The sequence below is a fragment of the Polaromonas sp. P1_E1_2 genome, from assembly GCF_056406035.1.
This window is the reverse complement of sequence record NZ_JBFUAZ010000030.1, coordinates 1-15,709: the sequence shown is the minus strand read 5'-3', so window position 1 is coordinate 15,709 and position 15,709 is coordinate 1. Positions and strand designations below refer to the sequence as shown.

Here is a 15,709-nt window from a genome sequence, read left to right as displayed (position 1 = left end):
GTCGGAGTACAGGCAGGTCGTACTCATGCGGAAGTCGAGCGTGACCAGCAGGTCCAGTTTTCCCTCGGGCGCCTTGTCGTGCCACACCACCTCTTCGGGTTTGCCTTCTTCGGTTCCCAGATCCTTGCCCTGCACGCCGTTGTCTGTGCCGAGCAGGTGCTTGAGAAAGTACTCATGGCCCTTGCCCGACGAACCGATGATGTTGGAACGCCAGACAAACATGTTGCGCGGCCAGTTGTCCGGATGGTCCGGGTCCTCACAGCTCATCCTGAGCGAGCCATCCTTGAGCGACTTGACGACATAGTCCTTGGCATCCAGGCCTGCGGCCTGAGCATCCTTGACCACCTGCATCGGGTTGGTCTGCAATTGCGGTGCACTCGGCAACCAGCCCATGCGTTCGGCGCGCACGTTGTAATCGATCATGCTGCCGCCGTAGAGCTTCTTGTCGGCCAGTGGCGATAGCACCTCGTTCACGCCGAGCTTCTCGTAGCGCCACTGGTCGGTGTGCGCATAAAAGAAGCTGGTGGAGTTCATCTGCCGGGGTGGGCGGATCCAGTCAAGCGCGAAGGCCAACGGCGTCCAGCCGGTCTGCGGTCGCAGTTTCTCCTGGCCCACGTAGTGCGCCCAGCCACCCCCGCTCTTGCCGATGCAGCCGCACATCATCAGCATGTTGATGACGCTGCGGTAGTTCATGTCACTGTGGTACCAGTGGTTCATGCCGGCCCCGATGATGACCATGGAYCGGCCTTCGGTCTTGTCGGCATTGTCGGCAAACTGGCGCGCGACGGCGATGATCTGGTCGCGTGGCACCCCTGTGATCTGCTCCTGCCAGGCCGGGGTGTAAGGGGTGTTGTCGTCAAAGTCGGCCGCAGCCAGCTCACCGGGCAAGCCGCGGGGAATGCCGTATTGCGCGACCTGCAGGTCGAAGACTGTCGCCACCAGGGCTGAGCGCTCCTCGCCGRCCTTGCCAAGCGAAATACGCTGAACCGGTACCGTACGCACCAGCACGTCACCCTGCTCGTTGTTGGGGAAGTGTTCATGGTGAATGCCACCGAAGTACGGAAAACCGACCTTGGCGCTGTCGGCACTGGGGGCATCGCCCTCCATCACCGACAGCTTGAGCGCGACCTCGTCACCCTGGCGTGCCTCTTTGGACTCCAGGTTCCACTGCCCGGCGTCGGCGCGGCCATCAGGACCCCAGCGAAAGCCGATGGCACCGTGCGGCAAGACGACCTTGCCCTGTGCGTCGAACGCCACGGTCTTCCACTCAGGATTGTTCGCCTGGCCGAGTTTGCCGTTGAAGTCGGACGCGCGCACATAACGGTCCGGCACCATGACGGTTTCGCCATTTTCAAGTTGGTGCTCCTTGAGCATCACCAGCATGGGCAGGTCGGTGTAACGGCGTGCGTAATGATCGAAGTAGGCAGAGCGCGGCTTGCCGTTGCCGCCGAAATAGAAGTCTTTCAGGATTACATGGCCCATGGCCATGGCGACCGCAGCATCGGTGCCCTGCTTGGGATGCAACCACAGGTCAGAGAGCTTGGCGACTTCGGAGTAGTCGGGCGTGATCGCCACGGTCTTGGTGCCCTTGTAGCGGACTTCGGTGAAGAAGTGCGCATCAGGGGTACGGGTCTGCGGCACGTTGGAGCCCCAGGCAATGATGAAGCCCGAGTTGTACCAATCGGCCGACTCCGGCACGTCAGTCTGCTCACCCCAGACCTGCGGGCTGGACGGAGGCAGGTCGCAGTACCAGTCGTAAAAACTCATGCACACGCCGCCTATCAGCGACAGGTAGCGCGAGCCGGCGGCGTAACTGACCATGGACATCGCCGGGATCGGCGAGAAGCCGATGATGCGGTCAGCACCGTGCCTCTTGATGGTATGGACGTTGGAGGCGACAATGATTTCATTGACTTCGTCCCAGCTGGAGCGGACAAATCCGCCGAGGCCACGCACACTCTGGTAGTCGCGCCGCTTGGCATCGTCCTGCACCACCGCCGCCCAGGCCTCGACCGGCGGCAGTGTCAACCGCGCTTCGCGCCAGTGCTTGAGCAGGCGTGCGCGCACCATGGGGTATTTGACGCGGTTCGCGCTGTACAGGTACCAGCTGTAGCTGGCGCCGCGCGAGCAGCCGCGCGGCTCGTGGTTGGGCATGTCCCAGCGCGTGCGCGGGTAGTCGGTCTGCTGGGTTTCCCAGGTGACGATGCCGCCCTTGACATAAATCTTCCATGAACACGAACCCGTGCAGTTGACGCCATGGGTGCTGCGCACGATCTTGTCGTGTGCCCAGCGGTTGCGGTAGGCGTCTTCCCAGGTTCGGTCTTCGGCAGTGGTGACACCGTGGCCCCCGGAGAAGGACTCCCTGGGGTTGGAAAAGTGACTCAGTCGATCAAGAAAGTGACTCATTTGTTTCTCCGTAAAGCGGTAAAAAGCGGGCTCAGCGTTCGCTCAGGGATTTTTGATCTCGGCGCCGCGGCGCAGGTAGAACCACCAGTTCAGCACCAGGCACAGCGCATAGAAGATGGCAAAGCCGTACATGGCGTTTTCCGGCGTGCCGGCCTTGATCTGCACGCCGATGACCACCGGGGCGATGAAGGCACCGTAGGCGGCGATGGCCGAGGTCCAGCCCAGTACCGGGCCGGCCTGCTGGCGGTCGAAGATGACGCCAATCGTGCGGAAGGTGGAGCCGTTGCCGATGCCGCTGGCAGCAAACAACACGACAAACAGCACCATGAAGAGCAGGAAGTACTGCTCGGGCGCATTCGACTTGTAGGCCAGCAGCATCACGTAGCCCACCGCAGCGGAAGCCAGCACCATCACGGCGGAGATGATCTGCGTCACGATGGAGCCACCGACCTTGTCCGAAACCCAGCCGCCCACAGGCCGGATCAGCGCGCCGACAAAGGGGCCTATCCAGGCAAAGGTCAGCGCCGACGGTGCGTGCGGATTTTTCAGCGTGTGCTGCATGACGCCAGCGGCGTCCGGCACGTGGCTGATGCCGAAGATCACAGTGATGGCCAGCGGCAGGGCCATCGAAAAACCGATGAAGGAGCCGAAAGTCACGATGTACAGCAGCGTCAGTGACCAGGTGTGTTTGTTGCTGAAGATCGCAAACTGCTTGGTGATGTTTTCTTTCATCGTGCCGAAGGCAGTGAGCTTGAGCACCAGCAAGGTGCTTGCCACAATCAAGGGCATGGCGATCCACATGTTGAGCAAGCCCAAGCCCGTGGGTTTGGGCAGGTAGAGGTACAGGCCAATGCCTGCCGGGACAAATGACAGCGTGTAGAGCCAGATGATTTTGAGAAAGGCCGGGATGGTGCCGCCAATGGCTGGAGAGACGGTCGTCAGGTTGTTCATGCCGAAATAGCAGATAGCCGACAACGGCACAAGCGACAGCAGCCAGGCAAAACCGGCGTTCTGGATCCAGGTGGGTGTGCCCGCCACAATCTTGCCGAAGATCCAGCCGCTGTCCTTGACCAGATTGGTCGACTCGCCTGCGAGGCCTCCAAACAGACCCAGGGTCATCACCAGCGGGATGACGATCTGCATGGTCGTCACGCCGAAATTGCCCAGTCCTGCATTCAGGCCGAGCGCCGTGCCCTGCAACCTCTTGGGAAAGAAGGTGCTGATGTTGGACATGGAGCTGGCGAAGTTTCCGCCACCCACCCCACACCACAAGGCCATCAGCTGGAAAGACCACAGCGGCCACTCGGGGTGCTGCAGCACGATGCCGGTGCCGATGGCCGGCGCCAGCAGCATCGAAGTTGTCAGGAAGATGGTGTTGCGCCCGCCTGCCAACCGGATCAGGAAGGAAGCCGGAATGCGCATGGTGGCGCCGGCCAGCCCCGCGATGGCTGTCAACGTGAACAGCTCGGCCTGGGTGAAGGGAAAGCCCAGGTTGAGCATCTGCACGGTGATGATGCCCCACATGCCCCAGACGGCAAAACCGCAAAGCAGGCTGGGCACGGAGATCCATAAGTTGCGGTAGGCAATGCGCTTTCCGGTGCTTTCCCAGAACTGCTCGTCCTCGGGACGCCAGTCGGTGATGTCGGCGCCGGAGGAGCGCGACTGAAGGGCTGGAATGGCCGTGCTTGCTGCAGACTTGGTGCTCATGATTTTTCCCTTGAAGAAGATGGCCGCATCAGGCCAATGCGCCGCTTGCGTTCGATCCCATGACTTCAGTGCGCCGCACTTCGGTCCAGTACATCCAGATCAGCGAGACCCAGACCACGCCATACATGAACATGAAGGCGCTCGAGCGGATGCCGGTGAGGTCCATCAGTCCTCCGAAGATGATGGGGAGCACAAAGCCACCCAAGCCGCCGGCCAGCCCGACAATGCCGCTGATCGCGCCGATGTTGGCGCCGTAGTCGTCGCTGATGTACTTGAAGACACTGGCCTTGCCGAAGGCCCAGGCAATGCCCAGGATGAACATGAGCGCGGTGAAGGTGTAGACGTTCAGCCCGATGTGGAAGGTGGCTGGACCGTTGACCGTGAGAATGGTGAAATCTGTTTGCGGGTAAGACAGCAGGAACAGGCAGACCCAGCTGACCCACATCACCCACCAGGTCACGCTGTGCGCGCCGTACTTGTCGGACAGAACGCCACCAAAAGCGCGCAGCACGCCGCCCGGCAATGAGAAGCAGGCTGCCAGCAGGGCTGCCACGCGGATGTCCAGGCCGAATTCACCCACGTAGTACTGCACCATCCAGAGCGACAGGGCCACATAGCCGCCGAACACGATGCTGTAGTACTGGCAATACTTGAGGACTTTCGGATCTTTCAGCGACTTGAGCTGATCACTGAACTTGACGTGGCTGGGCACCAGGTGCGAAGGATCGCTGTAGCTGAACAGCCAGAACAGCACCAACGCAGCCAGCATGATGACCGCGTACACCTGCGGCACCATGGCCCAGCCAAAAGCCACCAGCAGCACAGGCGCCACAAATTTATTGACGGCAGCGCCCGAGTTGCCGGCACCGTACACCCCCATGGCCATACCTTGGCGGCTTTTCGGGAACCAGCGCGCCACGTAAGGTGTTCCCACCGAGAAAGATCCACCGGCCAGGCCAACAAATAGGCCGATCACCAGGAAATGCCAGTAGACCGTGGCGTAACTCATGAGCCAGATGGCAGGCACCGTGGTGGCCATCAAGATCGCCATGACGATGCGTCCGCCGTAGCGGTCGGTCCAGATACCCAACGGTACGCGAATCAAGGAACCTGTCAGCACGGGTGTCGCCGCGAGCAGGCCGAACTCCGTGGCGTTGAGGTTCAACATCTTCTTGATCGGAATGCCGATCACGCCGAACATCATCCAGACCATGAAGCAGACGGTGAAGGCCAGTGTGCTGACAATCAGCACCGACCAGGCCTTCCTTGAATTACCGAGTTCAGAGCTCATGCATGTTTCTCCTGAGACATGGCATGACTGTCGGCGTTTAGCGCGCTGCTGAATATCCTTCTTCAGAACAGGCAGGCGGCATTAAAAAGACGACGTGGAACCTCGCCACCTCATCATGAAGAACTAGCGCCGGGTCAAACTGCCCCGGCCTTGATCTTTGTCAAGTCAGGTCGCGGCCAGCCGCGTAGACCGCGGCCTGCACGCGCGAGCTGAGCTGTAGTTTGCGCAGGATGTGCTGAACGTGAATCTTCACCGTGGTCTCGGCGATATCGAGCTTGCGGGCAATCACCTTGTTGCTGTCGCCATGCGCGATCAAGGCCAGGACCTCCCGCTCGCGGGCCGACAGCAGCGCAAGGGCCGAGTCGTTCTGCTCCGGCGCCAGCGCGCTCCCATTGCTGCTCGTTTCCACGGCAGCGACCTCGCCGGTCACGGGCAAAGGGGGCTTGGACCGGAAGGCCGCCACCAGCTTGGTCATCATTTCCGGGCTCACGACCGACTCGCCTTCCAGGACCTTGATGATGGATTCCGACAAATGGTCCAGCTCCACAGTTTTCAGCAGATAGCCGTCGGCTCCGGCTTGCAGCGCTGTGGCCAGATCCCCTTCGTTTTCGCTGACCGTCAGCATCAGGATGCGAGTGCCTGGCGCTGCGTCCTTGAGCGCCGCGATGCCATCCACACCAAGTACCCCCGGGAGATGATTGTCAAGCAGAATCAGGTCAGGTTTGCTGCGCGCTACGCAGCGCAATGCCTCGCCGATATCGCTGGCCTCGCCAGCCACGTCGAAACGGCCATCCTGCAACAGGAGCGCCACCAGCCCTCGGCGAAACAGGGTGTGGTCATCCACCACCAGCAATTCAATGGATTTCATTGAGGTCTCCCTGAGCTGCCGTACGAAGTGCTGCAGCTGGTGCCGGTGCCGTGGACTGCGCCGCCATGCCACCTCCGACCTCGGGATGAGGCGGCAATGTCAGCGTGACCGTAGTTCCTTGCCCCGCCGCGGAGACAACGTTCACTTCAGCACCAATACGCCCGGCACGCTCCCGCATGATGTTGAGACCCACATGTGACTCCCCCGGGTGCTTTTGGGTGTCGAAGCCGGCACCGTTGTCCCGCACCACAAAACGCCAACGTGCGCCTTTGACTACTTCCAGCTCGACTTGCGCGGCACCGGCATGCTTGCGCACATTCGACAGCGCCTCCTGCACCACATGCAGCACCTGAACCTGCACATCGGATGGCAGCGGCAGCCCTTGGCCATGGACCTGCAATTGCCCGGACAGCCCCGTCTGGCTCTGGAATTTCTGCAGTGTTTCCTGCAGCGCCTGCTCAATATCGTCAGTGTTGGTGCGCGTGCGGAAATGCACCAGCAATTCGCGGACGTCGCTGATGCTTTCGCGCAACCCAATGTCCAGTTCATCAAGAGCGCCTTGCATTTGCGAGGTCTGGCCCTTCTGTACGGCTGTTCGCAGCAACTGCACCTGGATCTTGAGAAAGGCCAATGACTGGGCAATCGAGTCGTGCAGGTTGCGCGCCAGCAGGGCGCGCTCCTCCGCGACCGCCGCCTCCCGGTCCAACGCGTCTGCACGCAAACCCTCCAGGGAACTGGCCAGGTGGCTGGCCAGTGCGTCCAGCAATTCGACTTCGTCGGCGCTCAGCAAAACAGGCGCGCGAAAGAACAGGTTGAATTCGCCGAGCAGGCGTTGCTGCAGCCGTATCGGCACACTGACCACGTTTTCGTACCCCACCTTGGCGCAATGGCGTACCGGCGCTTCATCGTGGCTGAGAATCGGGATCACGCGGGTACGCGCGTCCGGCCGCAGGTTGCCGCATGCACAGGCCCCGGCCAGCAGGCTGCGCTCTTCTTCCACGAGGTCTTGCGGAAAACAGTCGGAGGCCAGCATCAGATAACGCTGGTTGGCATCGTCGGACCAGCGGACTGTGGCGGCATCGGCCTTCATCACGGCGCGCACGCGCTGGGCAAAGCCGCGCGCCAGCTCGTCAATGCTGCCCGCCTGGGCCAGGAAAGCGCTGACCTTGTAGAGTGCCTCCAGTCGAACGCGCTGCGCCTCAATACGCCGTGTTTTGGTCTCGACCTTGGCTTCCAATCCTTCATAAAGCGATTGCAAGGTGGCCGCCATATGGTTAAAGCCGGCGGCCACCTGGCCAAATTCATCCACGGTGTCGACTTCGATGCGCGTCCTGAAATCCCCTGACTCCAGCTTCTGCAAACCTTGCCGGAGCTGCCCCAAGGGATTGATCACATACATGTAGCCGGTGTAAAGCATGATGACCGCCCCACCGATGGCCAAGGCCATCATCAGGAGCTGGAACAGGTTCAAGATGGCTGTCAGGCGGGACAGGTGTTGTTCGATCACCAGCACCAGGCGGTCGCTGGCTTCAACAAACTCGCCGCCGGCCTTCAGCAGGACCTGCGCCTGCGGGGCCGGCTCGGCCAGCCATAGCGGCCGCTGAGCAAGCCACAGGGACTCGACATCGGCAAAACGCTGGTGCACCTGGTCGTCCCACGGCACAAACAGCGGCCGGGACGGATCGCCCTCGCGCAACAGCGACAGACTCTCGTCAAACCGGGTCACCAGGCTCTGCCGCTCGGCACGCTCCACCCCCGCCTGCACCGCACTGGCCAGCCGCCAGGTTTGCATGCGCATACGCCCGGCCTCGTTGACCGCCGCAGCGCCTCCTTCAAGTTGCCAGGTCACCCACAGGGTCAACCCTATGGACGCCAGCGCGACGATCAGAAGGCTGGCACCTATGCGAATGAGTTTTTTGGACAGGGACGCCGTCTGTTGCATGTCACGAGCGTAACCCCGATCAGAGTGGCGCGCCACCCATGCCCTGGGCGTTGCTGCTAGGCCCTTGAGCCGTCCGCCATGGCATGCGGCCTGCGGGACACGGGCGACGGCGCCGCGCACTCGGCGCAGACCATACCGGCCAGCCGGTGCAGCGCCTGCCAGCCGTCGGCGGGCCAGTCAGGCTGCTTCAGGCCCTTGACGATGCCGTCGACCTTGTGGGCGGCGTGCAACAGATTGGACAAAGTGGTGTCACCGATCTGTGGCAGCACGCGCTCAAACAGTTTTTCCTTGATGCCCCAGACGCGGTTTTCGCGCAGCGCCATGGGCATGGGGCGCCCGGCGCTAATCGCATCTTTCACGCGCTTCATGCTGCGGATGTCTTCAGCCAGCGCCCAATGCACCAGCACTTCGGATTCGCCCTCGGACTGCAGGCCGTCGAGCATGCGCGCCACGCGCACCGACTGGCCGCCCAGTACAGCCTCAGAAAGCTTGAACACGTCGTAGCGCGCCACGTTGAGCACGGCGTTTTCCACCTGATCAAAACTCAGGGCGCTGTCGGGCTGTGCCGGGTACAACAGCCCCAGCTTCTGGATTTCCTGGTGCGCGGCCAGCAGGTTGCCTTCCACCCGGTCGGCAAAAAACTGCAGCGTGCGCTGGCCTTCTTCGCCGGCGGCCACGCGCTGGCCCTGCTGTTGCAGGCGCTGGGCAATCCACTGTGGCAGGCTGCGGCGGTCAATCGGGTCGAATTTGACGGTGACGCCGAAGCTTTCGAGCGCGCCGAACCACGCGCCCTTGGCCGTCATGCTGTCCAGCCGCGGCAGCATGACCAGAGTGAGGGTGGAGTCGTCGCCCTGTGCGCGTTCGGCGATTTGCTGCAACGCGACGGAGCCGTCTTTTCCAGGCTTGCCGCTGGGGATGCGGATCTCGACGATCTGTTTATCAGCGAAAAGGCTGAGCGAACCGCCGCTGGCCAGCACCTCACTCCAGTCGAAATGCGCGCCGGCCACGGTGTGCACCGTGCGCTCGGTATAGCCCTGTTCGCGCGCCGCAGCGCGCAGCGCGTCGGCAAACTCCTGCACCAGCAGCGGCTCGTCGCCGTGCAGGGTGTACAGGCTTTTCAAGCCGCGCTTGAGGTGTTCCTGGAGTTGGGCAGGGGCCAGATTCATGAGGGGAGTTTAAAGCTTGGTGGTCGATAGCAGCAGGCTGGTCTCGGTGTTGGCAATGCCTTCGAGCAGACGGATGCGGCTCAGCACACGGTCAAAGGCTTCCAGGGTGTCGGCCTGCAGTTCGGCGACCATGTCCCAGCGGCCGTTGGTGGTGTGCAGTGCGCTCACGGCCGGGTCGCCCCGCAGGGCCGCGAGCACCGCGTCGGTGCGGTTGCCCTCAACCGCCACCGTCATGAAGGCGCGTATGCGGTGGCCCTCGGCCTGGGGTTTGAGGCGAACGGTGTAACCGGTGATGGTGCCGTCGACCTCCAGCTTGGCCAGCCGGTTTTGCACCGTGCCGCGTGAGACGCGCAAAACCTTGGCGATGGACGCGACCGAGGCCCGGGCGTCGTCCCGCAACAGGGAAAGCAATTGGCGGTCGGTATCGTCCATGCAGACATTTTATTGGCGAAATACCAATAAATGCTGTCTATTTGATCAAACAATACATGAATTTGATCAACTTACTGTCTTTTCTTTAGCGTGCTGGCTGCAGACAATGGAAATCAACATAAGACCCGGGAGCCCCATCATGGTTGACTACATTGGCATTGAAAGCATTCAGAAAATCRTCCGCCAGCGCGGCGCGGCCGCCTTTATCGAAGGCCTGGCCGGCGAGATCGAGCTGGACTATCGGCGCTGGAACGACTTTGACAAATCGGCGCGCCACGCCATCCACTCGCCCGACGGCGTGATCGAACTCATGCCCACCAGTGACGGGCATCAGTATTCCTTCAAGTACGTCAACGGCCACCCCAAAAATACCGAGCTGGGTTTGCTGACCGTCACCGCCTTCGGCGTGCTGGCCGATGTGGACACCGGCTACCCCTTGTTGCTGTCAGAGCTCACCATCACCACCGCACTGCGCACGGCAGCCATGTCGGCACTGGCCGCCAGGTGGATGGCCCGCCCCGGGAGCCGCGTGATGGCGATCATCGGCAACGGCGCGCAAAGCGAATTCCAGGCCATCGCCTTTCACCACATGCTGGGCATACGCGAGATGCGCCTGTTTGACATTGACGCGGCAGCCAGCGATAAACTGGCCCGTAACCTGCATGCGTTGGGGCTGCAGGGCCTGAGCGTGACGATTTGCCAGTCAGCGGACCAGGCCGTGCAAGGAGCCGACATCGTGACCACCATTACCGCCGACAAACGCAACGCCGTCATCCTGACGCCGGAGATGATCAAACCCGGCATGCACCTGAATGCCGTGGGAGGCGACTGCCCCGGCAAGACCGAGCTGCACGCCGACATCCTGCTGCGCAAGGACGCCCGCGTGGTGGTCGAGTTTGAGCCGCAGTCGCGCATCGAAGGCGAGATCCAGCAAATGCCCGAGGACTTCAAAGTGGCTGAATTTGCCGACGTGCTCAAGGGCACGGCCAAGGGGCGTGCATCGCCCCGGGAAGTCACGATTTTTGATTCGGTCGGTTTTGCGCTGGAAGACTATTCGGCCCTGCGCTATTTGCACAAGCTGCAACTGGCGGACGTTGCCAATCGCCGCCAGATCGACCTGGTGCCTCATCTTGACGACCCCAAAAACCTGTTCGGCCTGCTGACGCCCGCCGAATCGCCGACCGCCAAGGCGCCCCGCATTTCCCCCATCCCTGAAATGGCACGTTGATGACCAAGTCTGTTGACCTGATTGGTGCCCCTACCGACATCGGCGCGGGCAGCCGCGGCGCCTCGATGGGGCCTGAAGCCTTGCGCGTGGCCGGCATCCGCGAAGCGTTGCACGGCCGCGGGCTCGAAGTTGTCGACACCGGCAACCTGGCCGGCCCCACCAATCCCTGGCTGCCGCCCGACGAGGGCTACCGGCACCTGGACGAGGTGGTCGCCTGGAACAAGGCGGTGCACGAAGCGATGTACCAGAGCCTCGCGGCCGGCCATCTGCCCATCCTGCTGGGCGGCGACCACTGCCTGGGCATTGGCTCGATCAGCGCGGTGGCGCGCTACTGCCGCGGCATCGGCAAGACGCTGCGCGTGCTCTGGCTGGATGCGCACACCGACTTCAACACCAACGCACTCACGCCCACCGGCAATGTGCACGGCATGCCGGTGGCGGTGCTGTGCGGCCACGGGCCGGCAGAGCTCACCAATATCGGCGGCATGGTGCCCGCCATGAGCCCCAAGGCGATACGGCAAATCGGCATCCGCAGCGTGGACGAGGGCGAAAAGCGCTTTGTGCGGCAAGAGGGCCTTGAGGTCTTCGACATGCGCTACATCGACGAGATGGGCATGCGCCACACCATGGAAAAAGCGCTGGCCGGCATGGACGCCAACACCCACCTGCATGTGAGCTTTGACGTCGATTTTCTGGACCCCTCCATCGCGCCGGGTGTGGACACCGCCATCAAAGGCGGCCCCACCTACCGCGAAGCCCAGCTGTGCATGGAGATGATTGCCGACACCGGTTTGCTCGGCTCGCTTGATGTGATGGAGCTGAACCCGGCACTGGACGTGCGCAACGGCACGGCCGAGGTGGCCGTGGACCTCATCGAGAGCCTGTTCGGCAAAAGCACACTGATGCGGGCCTGATGGGTTAGGGGCTTCAGAGTTCCGTCACCGCCGCCAGGCGGCGCATGATCTGCTGGACGACATCGCTTTGCATATCGCGGTACAGCAGGGCTTCTTCGGCCTCCTTTGCCAATACCGCCGACTCATTGAAGCTGATGTCGCGTTGCTGCATGATTTCAGTGTCGGGGATGAGTTCCTTGCCCGCCAGGGTACGCAGCTTGAAGCGAAAGCGCAGGCGCAGCTGAAACTCGCGCACCTGGCCCGAGGCATTGCGGCTCAGGATAACTTTTTCGCGCTGATCGCCCAGTGCATCGAGGATGACTTGCGCCTCATTGATCCTGCGGGCCTCGGTGATCACCTCCACTTTGCGCGTCGCCTGCAGTGAACGCCTGAGCTCCACCCCCAGCGGCGAAGTCTCGGCCAAGCCCGAATAAAGCGTAGTGAAGGCGAAGGTGGGCGCCTTGCGCAATGCGAAGCCGCATCCGCTCAGGCTCAGGGCGGCGGCTGAGGCCGACAGTGTGAGGAATGCGCGACGCTGCATGGCTGGCTTTCTGTGTGTTTTTTGAAGCGGTCTCAATGACCTAAATGACGATGTTGACCAGCCGGCCTGGCACCACGATCACCTTCTTGGCGGGCGCACCCGCAGCCTGTTTGGTGAAAGCCTCCGACGCCAGCGCGGCGGCCTCGATGGTGGCCTTGTCGGCGCCGGCGGGAACAGTGACGGAGCCGCGCAGCTTGCCGTTGACCTGCAGCACCAGCTCGATCTCGTCCTGTTGAAGAGCGGCTGCGTCGACTTCGGGCCAGGGGGCATCGAGCAGTTCGCCGTGCCGCGCCGCGTAGCCGAGCTGTGACCAGAGCGCATGTGCCAGATGCGGCGTAGCCGGGTAGAGGCAGCGCAGCAGGATGCCGAAGCCTTCGTGCAGTGCAGCGACTGCGCCCGCAGACGAAGCACCTTTAAAGTCCTCCATCGCGTTCAGCAACTTCATGTTGCCCGACACCACCGTGTTGTACTGCATGCGCTGATAGTCGTAGTCGATCTGCTTGAGCACCGTATGGATTTCCAGGCGAAGCGCCTTGACTTCCTTGTCAAAAGAAGCCGCAGCGCCCAATGGATGCGCGCCACTAGCTCCTGAATTCATAGCATGAAGCTTGACACCGAAATTCCACACGCGACGCAGGAAGCGGTAGGAACCTTCGAGCGCGGCGTCGTTCCACTCCAGCGTGGTGTCGGGCGGCGCGGTGAACATGGTGTAGAGCCGGGCGGTGTCCGCGCCGTACTTTTCGATCAGGTCCTGCGGGTCGACGCCGTTGTTCTTGGACTTGGACATGGTCGTCCAGCCCTCGTAAGGCACGGGCAGGCCGTCGGCYTTGGACGTGGCGGAGATCACCTTGGCGTGCTCGTCGCGCACGATATCGAGCTCRTGCGCCCAGAAGTACTGCTTGCCGGTGGTCACGCGCGAGAAGGCCTCGTTGAGCACCATGCCCTGCGTGAGCAGCTTGGTGAAAGGCTCGTCGACCTTCACCAGGCCCAGGTCACGCATCACCTTGGTCCAGAAACGGGCGTAAAGCAAATGCAGGATGGCGTGCTCGATACCGCCGATGTACTGGTCCATCGGCATCCAGTAGTTGGCGCCTTCGGCCACCATCTTGTCGCCGTTCTTCGGGTCGCAGTAGCGCATGAAGTACCAGGACGAATCGACAAAAGTGTCCATGGTGTCGGTCTCGCGGCGGCCGCGCTTGCCGCAGACGGGGCAGACCACACCGGCGTGAAAGCCCGCATGCTTGTGCAGCGGGTTACCCGAACCGTCCGGCACGCAGTCTTGCGGCAGCACCACGGGAAGGTCTTTTTCAGGCACCGGCACAGCGCCGTGCTCTTCGCAGTGGATGATGGGAATGGGTGTGCCCCAGTAGCGCTGGCGGCTCACGCCCCAATCGCGCAGGCGCCAAGTGGTCTTCTTCTCGCCCAGTCCCTTGGCGGCCAGATCGGCGGCCACGGCATCGACTGCGGCCTTGCAGCCCAGGCCGTCGTACTTGCCCGAATTGATGGTGACACCCTGCTGCTTGTCGCCGTACCAGTCGGCCCAGGCGTCCAGGCTGTAGGCCTGGCCCTTGACATCAACCACTTGCCTGATCGGCAGCTTGTATTTTTTGGCGAATTCGAAATCACGCTCGTCGTGCGCGGGCACGCCCATCACAGCGCCGTCGCCGTAACTCATGAGGACGTAGTTGCCGACCCAGACTTCAACTTTGTCGCCGGTGAGCGGATGCGTGACAAAGAGGCCCGTGGGCACGCCTTTTTTCTCCTGCGTGGCAAGCTCGGCTTCGGTCGTTCCGCCGGCCTTGCATTCTTCAATGAAGGCGGCGATTTTTGGATTGGACACGGCGGCGTGCTGCGCCAGCGGGTGCTCAGGCGCCACGGCGCAGAAGGTCACGCCCATGATGGTGTCGGCGCGCGTGGTGAAGACATACATCTTCCCCTCGCCGATCAGCTTGCCGGAGGCGTCCTGGATGTCGTGCGTGAACGCAAAGCGCACGCCTTCACTCTTGCCGATCCAGTTCTCCTGCATCAGCTTGACGCGTTCGGGCCAGCCGGGCAGCTTGTGGCTGACGCTGTCGAGCAGTTCGTCGGCGTACTGGGTGATCTTGAGGTAGTAGCCGGGGATCTCGCGCTTTTCCACCACTGCGCCGGTGCGCCAGCCCTTGCCGTCTATCACCTGCTCATTGGCCAGCACAGTCTGGTCGACCGGGTCCCAGTTCACGACCTGGGTCTTGCGGTAGGCGATGCCTTTTTCCAGCATCTTCAGAAAGAGCCACTGGTTCCACTTGTAGTAGCTCGCATCGCAGGTGGCGACTTCGCGGCTCCAGTCGATGGCCAGCCCCATCGCCTGCATCTGCTTTTTCATGTAGGCGATGTTGTCGTAGGTCCACTTTGCCGGCGGCACGCCGTTTTTCATGGCGGCGTTTTCAGCCGGCAGGCCGAAGGCGTCCCAGCCCATGGGCATCAACACGTTGTAGCCCTTCATGCGCAGGTGGCGCGTGAGCATGTCGTTGATGGTGTAGTTGCGCACGTGGCCCATGTGCAGCTTGCCGCTGGGGTAGGGCAACATGGAGCAAGCGTAGTACTTCTTGCGGCTGGCGTCTTCCGTCACGCGGTAGGCGTCGGCTGCGGTCCAGTGGGCTTGAGCGTCGCGCTCAACGTCGAGGTGGTTGTATTTGTCTTGCATGGAGAACCGGGAAGGCGAAACGGGATAACAAAATGGAAGCCGTGAAAGGCTCCGGCCCCGCCATGCGGGCCGCGCAGCCAAAGGGCGAATCCCCGATTTTAGATGCTGGGCGGCTCTGCGCAGGTTACCGGGCCGCCRCAGGGCTGGCAGCCGCGGACGGAACAGGATCCGCCACAAAGCCGATCCGGTTGAGCCCGGCTTTTTGCGCCACGCCCATGACTTCCACGACTTTCCCGTAAGGCACGGCTTCGTCGGCACGCAACTGCACTTCGGTGTCGGGATTCTGGCCGGCGGTTTCCGCCAACCGGCGGGCAAGCTCATCCAGGCCCAGGGGCTTGTCATTCAGGAAAGCCTGGCCAGCCCTGTCGACCACCAGGGTGACGAATTTCGGCGCATCGGCCGGCTTGGCCGCTTCGGTCTTCGGCAAGTCGAGCCGGATGGTGCTGGCCAGTAGCGGAGCTGTAATGATGAAAATGACCACCAGCACCAGCATCACGTCGACCAGCGGCGTGACGTTGATGTCACTCATGGGCTGCGGGCCCTGGGTGCGTT

The 15,709-nt window shown here is 62.2% G+C and carries 12 protein-coding genes; 2 read left to right on the top strand and 10 right to left on the bottom strand.

The window, feature by feature from the left end:
* The 7 genes from AC1D1P_RS03385 to AC1D1P_RS03355 all read right to left on the bottom strand — a co-directional run.
* A partial coding sequence (locus tag AC1D1P_RS03385; RefSeq protein WP_477672088.1) for a nitrate reductase subunit alpha occupies positions 1 to 2,406 on the bottom strand: 2,406 nt, incomplete at its 3' end.
* A 42-nt stretch (positions 2,407 to 2,448) separates the two neighbouring features.
* On the bottom strand, positions 2,449 to 4,113 hold the full coding sequence (locus tag AC1D1P_RS03380) for an MFS transporter (RefSeq protein WP_477668764.1): 1,665 nt from the start codon (positions 4,111 to 4,113) through the stop codon (positions 2,449 to 2,451).
* Between the two features lie 28 nt (positions 4,114 to 4,141).
* Positions 4,142 to 5,404: an MFS transporter gene (locus AC1D1P_RS03375; protein ID WP_477668765.1), complete on the bottom strand. Its 1,263-nt coding sequence runs from the start codon at positions 5,402 to 5,404 to the stop codon at positions 4,142 to 4,144.
* A gap of 160 nt (positions 5,405 to 5,564) precedes the next feature.
* The gene (locus AC1D1P_RS03370; RefSeq protein ID WP_477668766.1) at positions 5,565 to 6,272 is read right to left on the bottom strand and encodes a response regulator; all 708 of its coding nucleotides are present in this window, start codon (positions 6,270 to 6,272) and stop codon (positions 5,565 to 5,567) included.
* Positions 6,259 to 8,214, bottom strand: a complete 1,956-nt coding sequence (locus tag AC1D1P_RS03365) for a type IV pili methyl-accepting chemotaxis transducer N-terminal domain-containing protein (RefSeq protein ID WP_477668767.1) — start codon at positions 8,212 to 8,214, stop codon at positions 6,259 to 6,261. The genes AC1D1P_RS03370 and AC1D1P_RS03365 overlap by 14 nt, the downstream gene beginning before the upstream one ends.
* Before the next feature lie 56 nt (positions 8,215 to 8,270).
* Positions 8,271 to 9,380, bottom strand: coding sequence for a DNA polymerase III subunit delta (gene holA / locus AC1D1P_RS03360; RefSeq protein WP_477668768.1), 1,110 nt, complete (start codon positions 9,378 to 9,380; stop codon positions 8,271 to 8,273).
* A gap of 9 nt (positions 9,381 to 9,389) precedes the next feature.
* Positions 9,390 to 9,812 (bottom strand): Lrp/AsnC family transcriptional regulator, encoded by a 423-nt coding sequence (locus AC1D1P_RS03355; protein ID WP_477668769.1) that lies wholly within the window; start codon positions 9,810 to 9,812, stop codon positions 9,390 to 9,392.
* A 139-nt stretch (positions 9,813 to 9,951) separates the two neighbouring features.
* Between AC1D1P_RS03355 and AC1D1P_RS03350 the strand changes: the two genes are divergently transcribed.
* Both AC1D1P_RS03350 and rocF read left to right on the top strand, forming a co-directional pair.
* On the top strand, positions 9,952 to 11,040 hold the full coding sequence (locus tag AC1D1P_RS03350) for an ornithine cyclodeaminase (protein ID WP_477672087.1): 1,089 nt from the start codon (positions 9,952 to 9,954) through the stop codon (positions 11,038 to 11,040).
* Entirely contained in the window at positions 11,040 to 11,954 is a 915-nt protein-coding gene (gene rocF / locus AC1D1P_RS03345; RefSeq protein WP_477668771.1) for an arginase, read from the top strand. Before AC1D1P_RS03350 ends, rocF begins: the two co-directional genes overlap by 1 nt.
* A 13-nt stretch (positions 11,955 to 11,967) precedes the next feature.
* On the opposite strand, the gene AC1D1P_RS03340 is transcribed toward rocF, so the two are convergent.
* From AC1D1P_RS03340 to AC1D1P_RS03330, 3 genes are all read right to left on the bottom strand, one after another.
* Positions 11,968 to 12,474 carry an LPS-assembly lipoprotein LptE gene (locus AC1D1P_RS03340; RefSeq protein ID WP_477668772.1) on the bottom strand — a complete coding sequence of 169 codons (507 nt, stop codon included), beginning with the start codon at positions 12,472 to 12,474 and terminating at the stop codon, positions 11,968 to 11,970.
* Between the two features lie 40 nt (positions 12,475 to 12,514).
* Positions 12,515 to 15,157 (bottom strand): leucine--tRNA ligase, encoded by a 2,643-nt coding sequence (gene leuS, locus AC1D1P_RS03335; RefSeq protein ID WP_477672086.1) that lies wholly within the window; start codon positions 15,155 to 15,157, stop codon positions 12,515 to 12,517.
* Positions 15,158 to 15,281: 124 nt separating this feature from the next.
* Positions 15,282 to 15,709 (bottom strand): ExbD/TolR family protein (locus AC1D1P_RS03330; RefSeq protein WP_477672085.1); only part of this gene is annotated, 428 nt, incomplete at its 5' end.

Excerpts from the sequence above, each read along its gene's own strand:
- AC1D1P_RS03380 (WP_477668764.1), bottom strand. The coding sequence starts at position 4,113 with ATGAGCACCAAGTCTGCAGCAAGCACGGCCATTCCAGCCCTTCAGTCG.
- AC1D1P_RS03375 (WP_477668765.1), bottom strand. The coding sequence starts at position 5,404 with ATGAGCTCTGAACTCGGTAATTCAAGGAAGGCCTGGTCGGTGCTGATT.
- AC1D1P_RS03370 (WP_477668766.1), bottom strand. The coding sequence starts at position 6,272 with ATGAAATCCATTGAATTGCTGGTGGTGGATGACCACACCCTGTTTCGC.
- AC1D1P_RS03365 (WP_477668767.1), bottom strand. The coding sequence starts at position 8,214 with ATGCAACAGACGGCGTCCCTGTCCAAAAAACTCATTCGCATAGGTGCC.
- holA (WP_477668768.1), bottom strand. The coding sequence starts at position 9,380 with ATGAATCTGGCCCCTGCCCAACTCCAGGAACACCTCAAGCGCGGCTTG.
- AC1D1P_RS03355 (WP_477668769.1), bottom strand. The coding sequence starts at position 9,812 with ATGGACGATACCGACCGCCAATTGCTTTCCCTGTTGCGGGACGACGCC.
- rocF (WP_477668771.1), top strand. The coding sequence starts at position 11,040 with ATGACCAAGTCTGTTGACCTGATTGGTGCCCCTACCGACATCGGCGCG.
- AC1D1P_RS03340 (WP_477668772.1), bottom strand. The coding sequence starts at position 12,474 with ATGCAGCGTCGCGCATTCCTCACACTGTCGGCCTCAGCCGCCGCCCTG.